14 protein-coding genes are annotated in these 15464 nt (G+C 70.4%); 4 read left to right on the forward strand and 10 right to left on the reverse strand.

Annotation, left to right across the window (positions count from 1 at the left end; translation table 11 throughout):
* Window positions 1-18: 18 nt before the first annotated feature.
* Window positions 19-801: an alpha/beta hydrolase gene (locus ABZ851_RS24700; protein ID WP_361131345.1), complete on the reverse strand. Its 783-nt coding sequence runs from the start codon at window positions 799-801 to the stop codon at window positions 19-21.
* Window positions 802-1043: 242 nt separating this feature from the next.
* Here ABZ851_RS24700 and ABZ851_RS24705 point away from each other — a divergent pair, with 242 nt between their 5' ends.
* Window positions 1044-1991, forward strand: coding sequence for a methyltransferase domain-containing protein (locus tag ABZ851_RS24705; protein ID WP_361131348.1), 948 nt, complete (start codon window positions 1044-1046; stop codon window positions 1989-1991).
* A 150-nt stretch (window positions 1992-2141) separates the two neighbouring features.
* Here ABZ851_RS24705 and ABZ851_RS24710 read toward each other — a convergent pair whose 3' ends face one another.
* Together ABZ851_RS24710 and ABZ851_RS24715 are read right to left on the reverse strand one after the other, a co-directional pair.
* Entirely contained in the window at window positions 2142-3524 is a 1383-nt protein-coding gene (locus tag ABZ851_RS24710; protein WP_361131351.1) for a hydrolase, read from the reverse strand.
* Window positions 3525-3762: 238 nt separating this feature from the next.
* Window positions 3763-5157 carry an MFS transporter gene (locus ABZ851_RS24715; RefSeq protein ID WP_361131354.1) on the reverse strand — a complete coding sequence of 465 codons (1395 nt, stop codon included), beginning with the start codon at window positions 5155-5157 and terminating at the stop codon, window positions 3763-3765.
* 265 nt (window positions 5158-5422) lie between these two features.
* Between ABZ851_RS24715 and ABZ851_RS24720 the strand changes: the two genes are divergently transcribed.
* Entirely contained in the window at window positions 5423-6184 is a 762-nt protein-coding gene (locus ABZ851_RS24720; RefSeq protein WP_088799309.1) for a phosphoglyceromutase, read from the forward strand.
* A gap of 117 nt (window positions 6185-6301) precedes the next feature.
* On the opposite strand, the gene ABZ851_RS24725 is transcribed toward ABZ851_RS24720, so the two are convergent.
* Window positions 6302-7561: a lanthionine synthetase LanC family protein gene (locus ABZ851_RS24725; RefSeq protein WP_361131357.1), complete on the reverse strand. Its 1260-nt coding sequence runs from the start codon at window positions 7559-7561 to the stop codon at window positions 6302-6304.
* Between the two features lie 416 nt (window positions 7562-7977).
* Here ABZ851_RS24725 and ABZ851_RS24730 point away from each other — a divergent pair, with 416 nt between their 5' ends.
* Window positions 7978-8667 carry a hypothetical protein gene (locus tag ABZ851_RS24730; protein WP_361131360.1) on the forward strand — a complete coding sequence of 230 codons (690 nt, stop codon included), beginning with the start codon at window positions 7978-7980 and terminating at the stop codon, window positions 8665-8667.
* A gap of 138 nt (window positions 8668-8805) precedes the next feature.
* Here the strand turns inward: ABZ851_RS24730 and ABZ851_RS24735 are convergent, their stop codons facing one another.
* The 6 genes from ABZ851_RS24735 to ABZ851_RS24760 form a co-directional block, all read right to left on the reverse strand.
* Complete coding sequence (locus ABZ851_RS24735) at window positions 8806-9018, reverse strand: hypothetical protein (RefSeq protein WP_361131363.1); 213 nt, start codon at window positions 9016-9018, stop codon at window positions 8806-8808.
* The gene (locus ABZ851_RS24740; RefSeq protein ID WP_361131366.1) at window positions 9015-9362 is read right to left on the reverse strand and encodes a DUF6415 family natural product biosynthesis protein; all 348 of its coding nucleotides are present in this window, start codon (window positions 9360-9362) and stop codon (window positions 9015-9017) included. The genes ABZ851_RS24735 and ABZ851_RS24740 overlap by 4 nt, the downstream gene beginning before the upstream one ends.
* Before the next feature lie 278 nt (window positions 9363-9640).
* A complete protein-coding gene (locus ABZ851_RS24745; protein ID WP_361131369.1) occupies window positions 9641-10831 on the reverse strand; it encodes a helix-turn-helix transcriptional regulator in 1191 nt (396 codons plus the stop codon).
* 108 nt (window positions 10832-10939) lie between these two features.
* Window positions 10940-11578, reverse strand: coding sequence for an HAD family hydrolase (locus ABZ851_RS24750; RefSeq protein WP_361131372.1), 639 nt, complete (start codon window positions 11576-11578; stop codon window positions 10940-10942).
* Window positions 11579-12130: 552 nt separating this feature from the next.
* The gene (locus ABZ851_RS24755; protein WP_361131375.1) at window positions 12131-12565 is read right to left on the reverse strand and encodes a hypothetical protein; all 435 of its coding nucleotides are present in this window, start codon (window positions 12563-12565) and stop codon (window positions 12131-12133) included.
* 1072 nt (window positions 12566-13637) lie between these two features.
* Window positions 13638-14354: a hypothetical protein gene (locus ABZ851_RS24760; RefSeq protein WP_361131378.1), complete on the reverse strand. Its 717-nt coding sequence runs from the start codon at window positions 14352-14354 to the stop codon at window positions 13638-13640.
* A gap of 455 nt (window positions 14355-14809) precedes the next feature.
* Here ABZ851_RS24760 and ABZ851_RS24765 point away from each other — a divergent pair, with 455 nt between their 5' ends.
* Window positions 14810-15058, forward strand: a complete 249-nt coding sequence (locus tag ABZ851_RS24765; protein ID WP_361131381.1) for an SCO4226 family nickel-binding protein — start codon at window positions 14810-14812, stop codon at window positions 15056-15058.
* Window positions 15059-15464 lie beyond the last annotated feature (406 nt).

The raw sequence follows: 15464 nt of genomic DNA on the forward strand, positions 1-15464 counted from the left end.
GGCTGACAAGCTGTCGGGTCATCGGTGGGTGAGGGTGTGGATGTGTGCGGCGATGGCCGCCGGCTGTTCCGCCGGCGCGTCGTGGCCGGCCGGTACACGGACGAGGCGGCTGCCCTTGATGCCTTGGGCAAGGGCGTCGGAATGGCTGGGGGCGACGAGGATGTCCTCGGACGCGGCGACGACGAGAGCAGGCGCATCGATACGGGGGAGGTCATCGCGAACGTCGAGACGCAGCGCGAGGTCGATGTGCCGCCGGGTGCCGGGCGGCAGCCCGGCCGCCGTCTCCTCCGCGAGGCGATCGATGTCCGTGCCGTTCAGCTGTGCCAGGCCGGCCGGGCCGCACGACTGTTGCAGGAGATAGCGCCCGAGCAATCGCTCGTCGACGTCCAGCAGGTCACGCCAGATGCGGAGGGCCAGGCGTAGGCGGGGGTCGGGTTGGGCGAAACCGGCGAGGAGAGCGAGGGCCGCTGTGCGGTGGGGGTGCCGGGTGGCGTGGCGTACGGCGATGGCGCTGCCCATCGAGTAGCCCACGACGGTGTAGCGCTCAAGACCGGCGCGCTCGGCCGTCAGCGCGATGCTGTCGGCGAGGGTGTCCAGCTGCAGGGGGCCGTCGGGGAGCGGGCTGTGGCCCGAGCCCGGATTGTCCACGGCGATGACGCGGTGGTGTTCGGCCAGCCGCTCCGGCAAGCTCCCCCAGCTGGTGGTGATGCCGCCGGCCACCCCGTGTACCAGGACCACTGGGCTTCCGCTGCCGTGGTCGGTGTAGTGGAGGTCGGCATGAGCGCCCGGGGGAGTGGTCACAAGGCTCCTTTGTTCCGTGCTGACGTGTGGCGTCGTACCACCACCGTATGAGCCTGCGGTGCTGAGTCAGGGGCGGGGGAGGACCAGGTGTAACGGGGTGCACCGCACCTTTTGCGGAAACGGCAACAATGTTTGCCGGACTCGAAGGTCCTGGCGCATGGTCGGCGCCAGGAAATTCCCGCGGTGAACGCGGACCTGACCGAGGAAGCGCCGGCGGAGCACGAATAACTGGAGAAGGTGCGATGACCGACAACGACCACACCCACGACGGCAACCCCACCCAGAGCGGTAACCACACCCAGAGCGGTAACCACACCCACGGCCACGCTCACGGACACGGCCACACCCACGGCCACACCCCCGACCCCGACTTCGACTGGGCCGCCATGGCCGACCTGCTGGAGCTGGAGGGCGAGACGCACAGCCCCTACGTCCAGCAGGCCCTCGCCGAGCTGACGCACCTCGCCCCCCGCCGGATCCTGGACGTCGGCAGCGGCCCGGGCGTCGCGGCCTGCCGACTGGCCGCGACGTTCCCGCAGGCCGAGGTCACCGCGGTGGACGGTGCCCCGGAACTGCTGGCCCGCGCCGGGGACCGGGCCGGACGGCTCGGCGTCCGGCTGCGCACGCAGCAGGCCGACTTCCCCGCGGGGCTGGCCGGTCTCGGGCCGGCGGACCTGGTGTGGTCCGGGCAGGCGCTCCACCACGTAGGCGACCAGCAGGGCGTGGTGAAGCAGCTGGCCGGGCTGCTCGAACCCGGCGGGGTCCTGGCCGTCGTCGAGGGCGGCCTGCCGGCTCGCTGGCTCCCGCGGGACCTCGGTTTCGGACGCCCCGGGCTGCAGGAACGCCTCGACGCGGCGCAGGCGGACCGCTTCAGCCGGATGCGGGCCGAGCTGCCCGGCTCGATGGCGGTGGTCGAGGACTGGCCCGGCATGCTGCGCGCCGCGGGGCTCACCGACGCGCGGAGCAGGACCTTCCTCGTGGACCATCCCGCGCCCCTGGCCGACGGGCCCCGGCGGTTCGCGCGGCAGTCCCTGGAACGGTCCCGCCAGACGCTCGCCGAGACCCTGAACGCCGAGGACCGGTCCACCCTGGACCGGCTCCTCGACCCGGCCGACCCGGCAGGCATCGACCGCCGCACCGATCTGTTCCTGCTGACCGCGAAGACCGTGCACTTCGGGACGGCCGCCTGAGCGCTGCGGCTCCGTGCCCTTGCGCTCCCGCGTCCCCGGGGGCCGACCGGTAATCCGGCCGGCCCCCGGCCCCTTCCCGACTCGCACCGCCGTCTACGGCACGAACTGCACCTCACAGCACGAACTGCACCGCACAGCGCGAATTGCACCTCACGGCACGAACTGCACCTCCGGAAACCGTCCCGAGGGCCCGTCCAGCAGCCCGCCGTCGTCCCGCCCGCGCAGCCACCGGTCGAAGAACGCGGAAACGTACGCCCGCTGCGCCGCGACCGCCCGCGCCGGGTCGACCGTCCCGATCAGCGCCGTCACCTCGGTGCGCGGCAGCCCCACCCGCCGCGCGATCTGCGGCACCAGCGCCTCCGCATCCGTATAACTGGCGTGCCTGCTGCCGCGCAGCGTCAGGTCCCGTAGCCAGGTGCCCGTACTGTGCCGCCACACCGCGCCCCAGGACGCCACCGTGTGATGGGTGTTCCCCGCCATCCCCATCAGCAGCAACGGCCGGTCCACGCCCTCGCGTCCGACCGTCGACGGGTTCGCGGGGTCGTCGTCCCGCTGGGTGTAGCCCATCACCCCGTCCAGGTTCACCGCGGCTTTGATCCGCCGGTCGTCATGCAGCGTCTGCGCCGCCGTGAACCCGCCGGCCGACTGCCCGAACATCCCGACGGCACGCAGATCCAGCGCCCGCCGGAGGCCGGCGGGCACCGGCGAGGCGGCTCCCCGCTCGGCCAACTCATCGAGGACGAAGCGGACATCGGCCACCCGCACCCCGCTGACCTTTCTCAGCAACTCCGTGATCCGCCCGCTCTTCTGCGCCTTCGCCAACTCCGTCGCCAGCACGCTGCGCGCCAGCCGTCCGTCCGGGAACTCCACGGCGGGCGCCTCGTAGGTGTGGTCGATGGTGACCACCGCGTAGCCGCGGGAGGCCAGTTCGTCGCAGAGCGTGCTGCCGAACGAGCGCGGATCGCCGACGCCGGGGGAGTAGAGCACCACCGGCAGCCACCGCCGGGAAGACCGGCCCGCGGCCAGGGGCGCCCCCACGTGCGCCGAGGTGCGGGTTGCCGCCCACCGCACCTTCCCCGGCGGCACCTGCTCCGAGAAGTTGTTCCGCGCGTCGAACGCCGCCGCCTCGCGCGCCGACAGCTGCGGCGCGGTCGGATACCGCCCGGCACCCGCCCGCGCCGGGTACCGGACGCTCACCATCAACTCCCGGTGCGTCCGCCGGCCGGCCCATGGATCGGTGCGCGACCGGTGGGTCAGGTGAAGCGCGACCGTACCGACGAGGTACCGGCCGGTGGGCGCGGGCAGCGTCATGGCCTCGGCCGAGGGCCCGTCGGCCGGTACCCGGGAAGCCCCGCCCCCGGGCCCGGCCACCCCGTCCGCTCCGGCGACCCTGTCCGCCCCGGCAGCCCCGTCCGCCGCTGCCACCCCGGCAGCCTTCCGGACCCCCGTCGGCACCGCGACCAGCACCCCCGCGACCACCAGCGCCCCGGCCACCACGAACCGCCGGGCCCTCCGCCCCCCTGAACCGCGCACCCTCATAGCTCCTCCATGCCACGTCAGGGGCGCGTGCCGCCCTCGGCCGAGGCCCGCACGCGCATCACCGTCACCAACGACGGCACCTACGGCGGCGACACCGACAGCCACACGGGTGGGCGGCACGGCCGCGGGCGTGACCGTCGGCCGGTCGGCGGCAGCGAAGGGCGCGACCGAGGGCGTGGCCGCATCCGCGCGGGCTCAGCGGGGGTGCAAACGCCTCCGCACCGCCGCGGCCCTACACGCGTGTGGGCGCTTCCGCGTCCGCGTCCGCGCGGGCTCCCGGGCGCAGGGGCGCTTCCGCCTCCGTGGACGATCCCGTATCCGCGGGCCGCGGCGAGCGGACCACCGCCGCCTGCTGCCCCGGCAGGCTCCGCAGCAGCAGCCCGTAACCCATGGCCGCCACCGTGCCGACGGCCGCGCAGCCGGCCCACAGCGCATCGGCACCGTAGTGGTCGATCACCATGCCGCCGAGGAGAGGGGCGGTCAGGGAGGCGATGGACCACGACAGCGCGTACATGCCCTGGTAGCGGCCGCGGCCGTGCAGCGGCGAGAGGCGCACCACCAGGCCCATCTGGGTCGGGGAGTTGATGATCTCGCCGAGCGTCCAGACGGTGACCGCGAGCGCGTACAGGGCGACCGAGTCCGCCAGCGCGGTCAGCCCGAAGCCGTAACCGGTGAGCAGTGCCGAGCCGATGAGGAGCATGGCCGGGCTGCGGTGTTCGATGAAGCGCGTCACGGGGATCTGCAACAGCACGACGAGAACGCCGTTGACCGCGATGACCAGGCCGAAGTCGGCGCTGGAGAAGCCGTCCCGGCCCATCGACACGGGCATCGAGACATACGCCTGCTGGAAGAGCAGGGCGAGCAGCAGGTTGAGGCCGACGACGGTCATGAAGCGGCCGTCGCGCAGGACGGTCAGCATCGAGACGGGGGCTGCGGCCGCACGGCCGCCGCCGTCCGGGCCACCCGGGCCGTCCAGGCCATCCGGGTCGTCCGGTGCCCCCGCGGCGGGCCGCGATTCGGGGAGCTTCCAGAAGACGACCAGCGCGCAGGCCAGCACCAGCGCGGACTCGCCCAGGAAGAGCGACAGGTAGCCGTGCTGGGCGATGAGTCCGGCGGCGGTGGAGGAGACGGCGAAGCCGAGGTTGATCGCCCAGTAGTTGAGGGAGAAGGCGCGGACGCGGTCTTCCGGGGCGACGATGTCCGCCATCATCGCCTGTACGGCGGGCCGGGAGGCGTTGGTCGTCATACCGACCACGCCCGCCACCGCCGCGATCGCGACCGGGTCCGCCATGAAGCCGAGCAGCGCCACGGACGCCGCCGTCGACAGTTGCGCCGCCAGCATCGTGGGCCGCCGGCCGAGCCGGTCGGTCAGCACCCCGGCGCCCACGGACGAGATCACCCCGCCGAGGCCGTAGAGCGCACCGACCAGGCCCGCGTAGGAGGCCGAGTAGCCGCGCTCGACGGTCAGGTAGAGGGCGAGGAAGGTGGCGACGAAGGCGCCCAGCCGGTTGATCAAGGTGCTGGTCCACAGCCACCAGAACTGCCGGGGGAGACCGGAGACGCTTTCGAGGGCGGCTCGCTTGAGACGGGCCGCCGTCCCGGAGGGTTTCGCTACGGATGCGGACATGACAGTTCCCCCGTGGAGTGGTGATGGCGGCGACGCGGTGCATGGAAGGGGCGTGGGAGGGCGGGAAGCGACGACGAGCCGATCGCGCCGCCGCGTAAGGGGCTCACGCAAGCAGCTCATGTAAGTGGCTCAAGCCGCATACGCAACCTACACAGGGCCCGGTCCCCGCCACCAGCCAATTGACGGGAAGCGTCAAACGACGCCGGAATGCCCAGGTCCTGGACCCACGCAAGGTGCCGCGCCGACTTGGATTACGCTCGACGCCATGGCCGACGCACCGTACAAGCTGATCCTCCTCCGCCACGGCGAGAGCGAGTGGAACGCGAAGAACCTGTTCACCGGCTGGGTGGACGTCAACCTCAACGAGAAGGGCGAGAAGGAGGCAGTCCGCGGCGGAGAGCTGCTGAAGGACGCCGGCCTGCTCCCCGACGTAGTGCACACCTCCCTCCAGAAGCGCGCCATCCGCACCGCGCAGCTGGCCCTGGAGTCCGCCGACCGGCACTGGATCCCGGTCCACCGCAGCTGGCGGCTGAACGAGCGCCACTACGGTGCGCTGCAGGGCAAGGACAAGGCGCAGACGCTGGCCGAGTTCGGCGAGGAGCAGTTCATGCTCTGGCGCCGCTCGTACGACACCCCGCCGCCCGCGCTCGACCGTGACGCCGAGTACTCGCAGTTCTCCGACCCGCGCTACGCCGGCCTCCCGCCGGAGCTGCGCCCGCAGACGGAGTGCCTGAAGGACGTCGTCGTCCGCATGCTCCCGTACTGGTTCGACGGCATCGTCCCGGACCTCCGCGCCGGCAAGACGGTCCTGGTCGCGGCCCACGGCAACTCGCTGCGCGCCCTGGTCAAGCACCTCGACGGCATCTCCGACGAGGACATCGCCGGCCTGAACATCCCCACCGGCATCCCGCTCGCCTACGACCTGGACGCCGATTTCCGCCCGCTCAAGCCCGGCGGCACCTACCTCGACCCGGAGGCCGCCAAGGCCGCCATCGAGGCAGTGAAGAACCAGGGCAAGAAGAAGTAGGGCCCCCGCAAGAAGCCTCCTGCCTGCGGTGTTCCGCGAGTAGGGGGCTTTTCGCTGCGGTCCGACACGACACGGCGTCGGCTCCCCAGCGCCGGACCGTCGCCTACGGGACAGCCCTTAAGCGCGCACCGGAGGCTGGTCCGGCCAGGCGAACGCGTATCGGGGATCGCCCCCGCGGCTCAGCCGTACGAAGCGCAGGAGTTCGCGCACGATGCCCGCGTTGCCGTTCGCCCAGCCGGTGCAGGGTTCGAGGTCGCCCGGGGTGGCCCGGTGGTCAAAGCTGGACCAGCGGGCGCCGTCGGTGTCCCGGATCGCGCGGGCGGCGAGGTCCGCGACGAGGACGTGGGCGAAGTCGTACCGGTCCTGCTGTTCGACGAGCCGGTCGCAGGCCAGGGCCAGAACGCCCGCGGTGCCGCAGCAGCGGCCGTTGTTGTCCCAGAAGCCGGGGCGCAGCCGCCGGGGCAGGCCGGAGTGGGTGACCGTGTGCCAGCAGCGATCGGCCAAGGCGGGCCAGACGGGGTCGGCCGTGAGGTCCCGCAGCAGCCGGAAGACCTGGGCGTCGCCGGCCGGTCCGTGGCACCAGCCGTAGCTGATGGGCTCGACCACATCGGGGCGGAACTGCGGAGTGGAGTGCAGCACCAGAAAGCCCTCGGGCCCCGCTTCGTCACGCGCCACTACGTCCGCGGCACCGGCCAGCGCCAGCTCGACCAGGTCCGCCCGGCCGGTGGCCCGGCCGACCCTGGCAAGCGACAGGACGATGCCGAGCGTGCCGTGCGAGAGGTGGTGGAAACGGGCGTCGACGCCGGTGCGGTGGGCCCAGTGGACACCGGCCGGGGTCTGCTCACCCGTCCGCAGATACGGCTCCACGGCGCGAACGGCCAGTTCGGCGTCGCCGGCCACGAGCGCACCCAGGCCGATCCCCGCGTTGCCGCCCATCAGCTCGTACAGCTCGCCCCAGCGCTCCCCGTCGAAGCGTGACCGCACGAGTTCCAGCGCGCGGTCCGCGGCGGCGCCGGCGGCCGTGTCGCCGAGTTCGTCATGAACGGACCGCAGGACGAGGGCCATTCCGGTGCGGCCGAAGTAGAGCGAGTCGTCGTCGATGCCGCCGACAGACTCCGCGAGGCTGCGGGCCGCGCGCAGGGCGGTGTCGGCGTAGGCGTCATCGCCGAAGTGCCGCCACGCCTCCAGGAGTACGGGGACGATCCCGGCCGTACCGCTGTAGAGCATCGGGTTGAGCGCGTCGTCCGAGGGCCTGGTCGCCCAGGCGAGGCCTCCGCCGGCGGTCTCCCGCGCCGCCCCGGTAAGCCACCGCAGGCCCTCCACCGCGAGCCCCTCGGCCTCGTCGACCGCCACATCCGTGACCTCTGGTGCCGTCATGCGCCCACTCTCGCATGATCTTTCGGCCCCGCCCACCGGAAGAAGGCCCTCCGCACGCTGCCACAAGTCAGCATCGAGGGACGGGAGTTCGGCCCCGCACGGAGCTCCACGGATCAGAAGACGGCAGGTTCGAACCCTGCCGGGCGCACGGCAGGTCGAGCCCACGCCGGGATACCTGGACGAGGGCTTCGCCGTGCCGCGCGGCAGCGACGTACAGCACCGTGCCGGGTTTGCCGGAATACGGAAGCCGGCATTCTCGCGGAACGCCGTGCGAGCTGGGTGTATCCCTGTCTGGTTGATGGAGGCTGGGCGGAGGGAGCCGGGCGATGACAACGGCGCGGGCGAGGGCTCACGGCGCGGGCAGACCGCCGGGCAAGGACGGTGCCGGCGGGCGGTCGCCGGGTCGGACGCGGTTCATGGGCGTGCTGCTGATCCTGCTGTCTCTGATACCGGCGGCGTTCTGCTTCGTCGCGTTCGCCGCGTGGTTGCCCGCCGACAGAGAGCGCTACCGGGACTACCGGGCAGCCGAGTTCTGTCCCGCTCCCGCCACGGCGCAGGGAGCGACTGACTGCCTGAGCACCCGGCCTTTCACCGTCGTGAAGACAGTCATCAAGACCGGGAAGAATTCCACCTACGAGGCGACCCTGAAGGACGAGGACTTCTGGCGGGGAGCCGTGACCTTCGGTGACGCGGGACCGCTCCTTGAGCAGCTGGAGCCGGGCGACCGGGTCACCGCCACTGTCTGGCGCCGTGTCATCGTGGTGCTCAGCAAGGACGGGGTCCGGCAGAACAGCGCCGATGCGCCCCGTGACGAGCTTCAGATGAACGCCGCCCTCGGCACGCTCGCCGCGCTCCTCGCAGCTCAGGCATTCACATTCGGCGCGGCACGCCTTGTCAGACCGCGCGGCTACGAGCCGTTCACCTGGAATCCGTACGGCAGGATCCTGCTCACCACCAGCACCGCCGTCTGCGTCGGGACGGGGCTCCCGGCCTTGTGGACCGGCATCCCGTGGTGGACCGTACCGGCCGTCGCGGCCCCCGTCGTGGTGTGCGCGGCGGCCCTGCTGCACCACCACCTACGGCCCCGGGCCGCAGGCGGAGTGTGACGGCCCTGGTGAATGCCGGGTCGGCGTGCTCCTGTGAGGAGCGGGTGAGCCACACAAGACCAAAGGGACCGCCGGCTGCCGAAGCCACGCGGTGAAGTCGCTTCCCACGACCAGCGGACGTCGCATCGCCGTGGGAGTTCAAGGACGGTTCGTCGGCGGGCCGTCCGGCAGGTGGACACCGGCCCGCCGGGCGAGGATCTTCGCGACACCGGGCGGTATCGGTGGCACCGCGCCGGGGGCGCACCGGCCGCAGAAGGTGATGACGATGCACGGCCCCGAGGCGGAGTCGAGGATCACGTCCCGCAGGTCGAGGTTGCTGCCGCAGCCGCAACGGGGGGAGTCGGTGGTCACTGCCCACCTCCGGAGATGCCGGCGGTCCCTGCGCTGTGCTGCTCCGCCAGCCACTGACAGTCCCGGGCGAGGGCGCGCACCTGCATGTGGGCAGACATCAGGCCGTCGCCCAGACCGACAGATGTCTGGTACCGGATCGAGTTCAGCCGGGCCCGTCCCTGGCCGTCCGCGGCCTGGCCGCGCTGCTGCCGCTCGACCACGCCGTACAGCTCGGCGATGACAAGGAGAAAGGTCCGCTCCAGTACAACTAATTCGGGGTAGGGCGGAGGCGGCCCGGGGCGCAGCGCATGCCGGATCGCTTCCTGGATCTCGCGTCGGCCCGGCGTGCCGGTTGCCGCAGTCACTGCGACCTCCGGTGCTGGTGCTGCGGGCAGCCCACGAACCGGGCCGGCATGCCTCCTCCGATCGGAGTGGTGACCGTTCTCGCCGACATGATGAAGGGTGTGCTGTGGGCAGCGTGGCACCTGCAACCCGCCTCGTTCTGCAGCCGGACGGTGCTTCCTGCGTCGGGACGGGTGGCAGCTGGGGCTGTCGTTGCGGTCAAGGTTTCTCCCTGTGCCGTTGGGCTCAAGGAGAGAGTGGTCCCGCGGCTGCCCCTCAAGTACCCCTGCCAGGGGTACGTTCAGGAGCTTGCCCCGGCGTGGCACCACTCGGCGAAGCTGCTGAGAGATGCTGCATCCGCACGCTTCAGGCGGCGCAGGGTGGCAGCGTCCTCGCGCACCCACCGGTGCTCCCGGGCGTGCTGCGGCGCGATCCGGCGGGCCATCTTCAGCGACTCGAAGGCAGCATCGGGCCGGCCCGACCAGAGTTGGGCGCGGCCGAGCTCGATGTAGAAACCCGACCGGCGCTCGGCCGGCAGACCAAGTGGCGGCCGCCACTCGCGAGCCAACCGCAGCGCGCGCCCCACATGGCCGTCGCCCAGGCTCACGGCCACCGACACCTCGTGTACGCGGACGCTGTCCGGGCCGAATGCGGTGCCCCGGTAGACACCCTCCGGCACCCGGTCGCCGAGCTTCCGCGCATCGTCGAGGTGAACGTCTGCGGCGTCGCCGCCACCGGCGCGACCGGCGAGAACCGCGGCCCGCATGTGCAGCGCGCCACGGGCCGCCAGCGCCTCCGCCGAGTCGGTGAGCGGAGCGCGTTCGAGCGCACGCTCAAGGGCCCGTAGACCGACCGCGTGTGTCGCGGCGCCGAAGTGCAGTTCGGCCCGGACGTAGGCCACCGTCGCGTCCACGATCGGATCGTGGGTCTGCGCCCCGGCCCACTTCATCAGGTCGAGAAGTCGCGCGGAGAGATCATTCGCCCCGTGCTTGAACGCCACCGCGTCCACGGCTCGGCAGGCGTCCACCACCAGCCGCGCCACCTCGGGCCGGTCGCCGGGCGCCGCGGTGCCCAACGCGCGGCACAGCTCGGTGAGCAGCCCCGGCGAGGACCGGGCGATGCGCGCGTACTGCGCGCTCAGTCTGTGCCCGACGACCGTGGACGCAGCTTCGCGCAGCTCGGGCAGGTCGCGGCACGGCCCGTCGCCCGGCTCCTCGTATGCGGCGAGTACGGCCGACAGCCCCGGCATCGCCTGATGCACGCGATCGTCCGGCAGTGCCCGCTCCGGTAAGAGTCTGGTGGGGTCGATGCCGAGCGCACCGGCGATGGCTTCCAGGACCGCATCCGACACCCCCCGCTCACCGCGCTCCACCTTTCGAATCGTTCCGAGCGAGACACGGGCGCCGCGGGCAAGACCGGCCTGGCTCAGGCAGGCAATCCGACGTTCGTAGGCGATGCGTGGGCCCACCCCGTGGTACACGATGCTGGCCATACGGCCTCCGTTCGGTGCAGCCACTCCGCACCGTACCCTCACCGTCACGCTCCGGGAGTGCAATCAGCCCTCCTCGCATCTCATGTGTGGACGAGTGCAGTTGAGTCATCACGTCCTCAGTACGTCCACCAGCTCGAACAGGTCCGTGAACCGATAGTCCGCGGTCTGTGCAGCATCGCTGTCCGCCCAGAGGTGCCCGAGGGGGCCACGGCGCAGGTGGCCCGCCCGCATGCCGGCAGCATGGGCCGGCACGACGTCGTTCTGGGGGTGGTCGCCTACGTACACCACCTCCCCCGCCGGAACGCCTGCCAGCTCGACAACACGCGCAAAGAACTCCGGGTCCGGCTTGGCCACGCCCCACTCACCAGACGTGGCAAGGCCATCCACCGGAAGTTCGAGCCCGCGCAGCAACTCACCCGCCCTGACTGTCTGGTTGCCGGCCACGACCACGCGCATCCCGGCCGTCCGGAGCGCCGCCAGTGCCGGGCGCACATCGGGGTACAGATCCGACTCATCCAGGAACTCCCCCTGGCCGGCCCGCTCCATCGCCGCCCGTTCGGCCCCGATGTCGATGTCCGGACGCGCGAGCCTCAGCGCGTCGGAGTTGTCCCGCCCCTGGGCAACCACAGCGCCCACCAGGGCGGACAGCGTATGCCGGTTGACGCCGAGCCAGTCAGCCCACGCACCCCACCCGCGGTCGTCCCTGATCAGCGTCTCTCCCACGTCGAACGCCACCACACGGATCATGCAGGCAGCCTACGGCGGGCTGATTCACATGCCTTTGCGCGAGAGCCGAGTGCTCTGCCCCAGCCTGCGCGTCCCAGGACGATCAGCCGCCCGCCGTGCGCGTTGCCGCCATCTGTGCTCGTCCCCTCTGGCGCAACCCGCAAAGGACAACGAAGCGCCCTACCTCTGCACGTGACGGGAGCGGGGCAATACCTCGATGGGACGTTTAAAGCAACGATCAGCAGCCGGTCAGCGCCGCACTTTCCGGAGCCGACTCCAGTACGTCGTGGTTGGGGCGCTCGGCTCCATGGCCGTAGGTAATCACTTAGATGCGACGCCCGAAGATCACGGTCCCAACGTCATTATTTACCGGGTAGGTCCACAGATTGCCCGACGCGCCGAAAGCTTACGGGGCCTGATCACTCGCACCAAAGCAGCGCCGCCTCAAAGCCGTTTCGCCGCACTCAGCAAGGCCACTGGCTCCCAGATATTCCATATAAAGCTCGTGGGGTCGACCCCGAAATTTCCCTGGCCGACCCCGTGGTTGAACCTGCGGGTAGGTGCTCCTGCTTATTACCGGGCTACAGCGTGGCAGAGGACCTCCATGGATCGCGTTGCCTTCTTTACGGCCACTTGCGACTGGTGGGCTATCCGCTCTCTAGGCTTCCCTGGCCTCTCTAGGGCGCCCAAGAGGCTCTGGACGGCGCCCTTCAGCCTCCGGAGGACGTGGTCGAGACGGTGCATCATGAGCCTCGATCGCAGGTCGAGAGGGCCTAAATCCTCCCGTGCTGCCTCTAAAGCCAGGCCCATCGGTCCATCGGCATGACGTAGGTAAACGCGCAGGCATGCCACGGCTGCTTCAAGCTGACTCTTTTTCTCTTCCGCACCCTCTGCCCGGGACGCAGCCTCCAAGTGCCCTTTTGCGTAGAGGAAGTGCTCGAATCCCTCCAGCAAGGCGATGTTTAGGTCATTTGCCTTACGTCGCTTCAGTTCGGCAATCTCGTTCATCTCTGCCGCAGACGGCAATGAGTAGCCCGGACCGCTGTGAGTTAATGCGTCGATGAAACGACTGGAACTCGTGCGTGCTTCAGTCCAGACGTCATCTTGAGGTAATTCGTACCCTGGCCCACTATGGGTCAGGGCGTCTAAGAAACGAGTTCCCATACTTACACGCCACCTTCCTCAGCGGTTGAACGACCTACGGTCATCCTCGTTACGCCAGGGTTAGCTCCTCCTGACTGCTGAGATGTTTCCGTCATTGCCGCGTGCTGAGTCATTGCGAGCCCGGGCGCTGCTCGCTGCCACTTGTCAAGGATGGCTGGCGCCCCCGCGCCAACCACGATTGCTCCGAAGACGCCCAACTGATCCGTTGCGGCGATTCCCCATGCAACGCCAGCGCCTAATAAGACCCGTATGATCTCGCCAGTGAAGTACATCGGCTTTGTTGGCCCGTTTTTCACCTGCCAGGGCCATTGGTTCCGCATCTGCAGGTGCTTATAGAGCGTCACGAGTGACACCAGTGCCCCACCGGCAGCGCCGTAGCAGAGCATCTGCCCATGCAGCATTAGGACTCCCCCGGATGTCACGGCCCAAGCCTGCGACCTGTCAGGTTAGCGGTGATCTGCGTTGGTGTCATACGCATGGTGTAACATTCCCGCCGCTCTTCCGTGCTGCAGTGGAACGCTTGTTTCCACAACGTGGCGTAAGTCGAGGTGAGTTCAATGCATCTCAACTCGGCCAGCGGACCTCGGACGTAAATGTGACCGAAAATCGCCTCAAGATTGTGTGCCTCAGTAGGCCCAGCATGATGGGAGTCGTCGAGCGGCGCTGACCGAGGCGGTTGGGGAGGGCATGGCGCGTGTGCTTATTGCTCTTCGGGACTACCAGCCCGCATGAGTGCGGGAGTGGAGCTGAGGCTCCGATGGGTCGGGCTGGGCCGGATGCCCGCAGTCCCGTAATCCGGGGACATAGCATGGCAGGACTGGTGAAGCGGCGGTATACGGGTCCGCTCTCCGTTCTCCCTCCGTCACGCTCGCCACTCCCGTCTCACGCCGGCAATTCCCTGTCCCCTTGCCACACCTCATACGTCATGGCGGCCAGGCCGCCGTTCGCCAGGCCCTTGTAGGTCACGGTCCAGCTGGGGCCGAGTTCGTGGGCGAGCTGTGTGGACAGGGTTCTGCCCTCGTGGAACAGGCGCTGCCAGGTGTCGTCGTAACTTGCCTTCCACCCGGTCGCGGATGTGGAGGTTCAGGGTGGTGTCGATTTCGTCCGCCCAGCCGTACAGAGCGGTGACGAGGCCGTCGGACAAATGCAGGGCGGCGGTCGGGTCATCGGGGAAGAAGTCCCCGAATCCTTCGGAGCGCAGCGGGCCGTAGTGGAACTCGCCCTCGACGATGAGGTCCAGCGGGTGCGGAGGCGTGCCGTGGCTGTCGCGCTCCCAGTGCAGGCGTTCGCAGCCCCAGCACACCCACTTCGATGTCCGGTGGCGCTCGTCCCAGTAGCGCACGGCCCACGACGGACCGAGGTGCGTGGCCAGTTGCCGAGCCGCCACCAGGCCCTGCTTGACGTGCTTCCGCAGGTCCGGGCGGGAGGGGAAACCGGCCGGTGGACGGGAGAGTGACCATGAGCGCAGCGCGTGCGTCAGTTCTTCCGGTAGGTCCAGGGAGGGGGCGTCCAGCGGGACGTTGCCGGTGAAGGACTCGATGTCCTCGTACGTGCCGCGCTCGTACGGCTCGTACAGAGGGGAGGGCTCGGAGCGGGCCTGGACGAGGAGGTAGCGCGGTCCTTCGAGGGGCATGCGGATCTCCGCGATCGTGTCGGGAGGCGGCCCGTACACGTGGAGGGCGCTCGAAGCAGGGCGCCGGCCCCCCACCCTGCGGAGAGGGACCGTCCTGAGGGGAGGGCCCACCCGGCGGGGAGGGCTTCGGCCCCGCCTCGCGGGCCGAGTTGCCCGGCGCATCGGAAGCTTACGGGCCGGCGACGGGGCCCGATGAGTGCTTTTTCTCAACGGTCGGGGCAGGGGAGTCCGGCCGTACGGGTCCCCTCTGGCCGAGCCGAGCCGAGCCGAGCCGTGCCGAGCCGTGCCGTGCCGAGCCGTGCCGAACCGAGCCGGACCGGGCCGGCCGCGGTCGCACCACGGAAGGTGAGCCGCTGAGGTCGGGGCGAGGACCGCGGCGTCCGGATGCAGCATGGAGGGAGGGGTGCGGGGAGCACCGGGGGTACTGATCGTCCGCGAACGGAAGGATGAGTCCGATGCCCAAATTCATGGACGTTCATCACGGTATGAAGGGTCTCGGCCCCGATGACATCAAGGCGGCGCACCAGGCCGATCTCGCCATTCAGAGCGAGGAAGGCGTGACCTTCGAGCACGCCTGGGCCGACACCGAGTCCGGCGATGTCTTCTGCCTGTCGGACGCGCCGTCGGCGGGGGCCGTGCAGCGCATTCACGAGCGGGCCGGCCACAAGGCCGACGAGATCCATCGGCTGTCGGTCTCGCTCTGACCTACCGCTGACCGGGGCCACGGGGCGGCCGGGTTTCTGACCGGCCGCCGAGGGACCGACAGGTCTTCCGACCGATCAGCAACCGATCAGCAACCGATCAGCAACGGCCCCGGCCGGAAGAGCATCCAGCCGGGGCAGCAATGGCGCTGTGTCGCAATGGCGCTGTGTGCCGCAGCGGCGCCACGCCGTGCAGGGTGGCTAGCAGCCGCCGCCGCACTGGCACGGGCCGCCCGACTGACAGCCGCAGCTGCAGCCGGAGCCGCAGCCGCAGGCGCCGAGCAGAGGGAGCAGCGGACGCCCGACGGCTGTCGGGGCGTCCTGGAGCGCGGGGTTGGGGGAGTCCGCCATGGGTGCCATGCATTGCCTCCTAGGGGTCACCTGGTGCCCATTGCAAGCCCGGGTGCCG

This window comes from Streptomyces sp. NPDC047049 (assembly GCF_040643995.1).
Lineage (GTDB): Bacteria > Actinomycetota > Actinomycetes > Streptomycetales > Streptomycetaceae > Streptomyces > Streptomyces mooreae.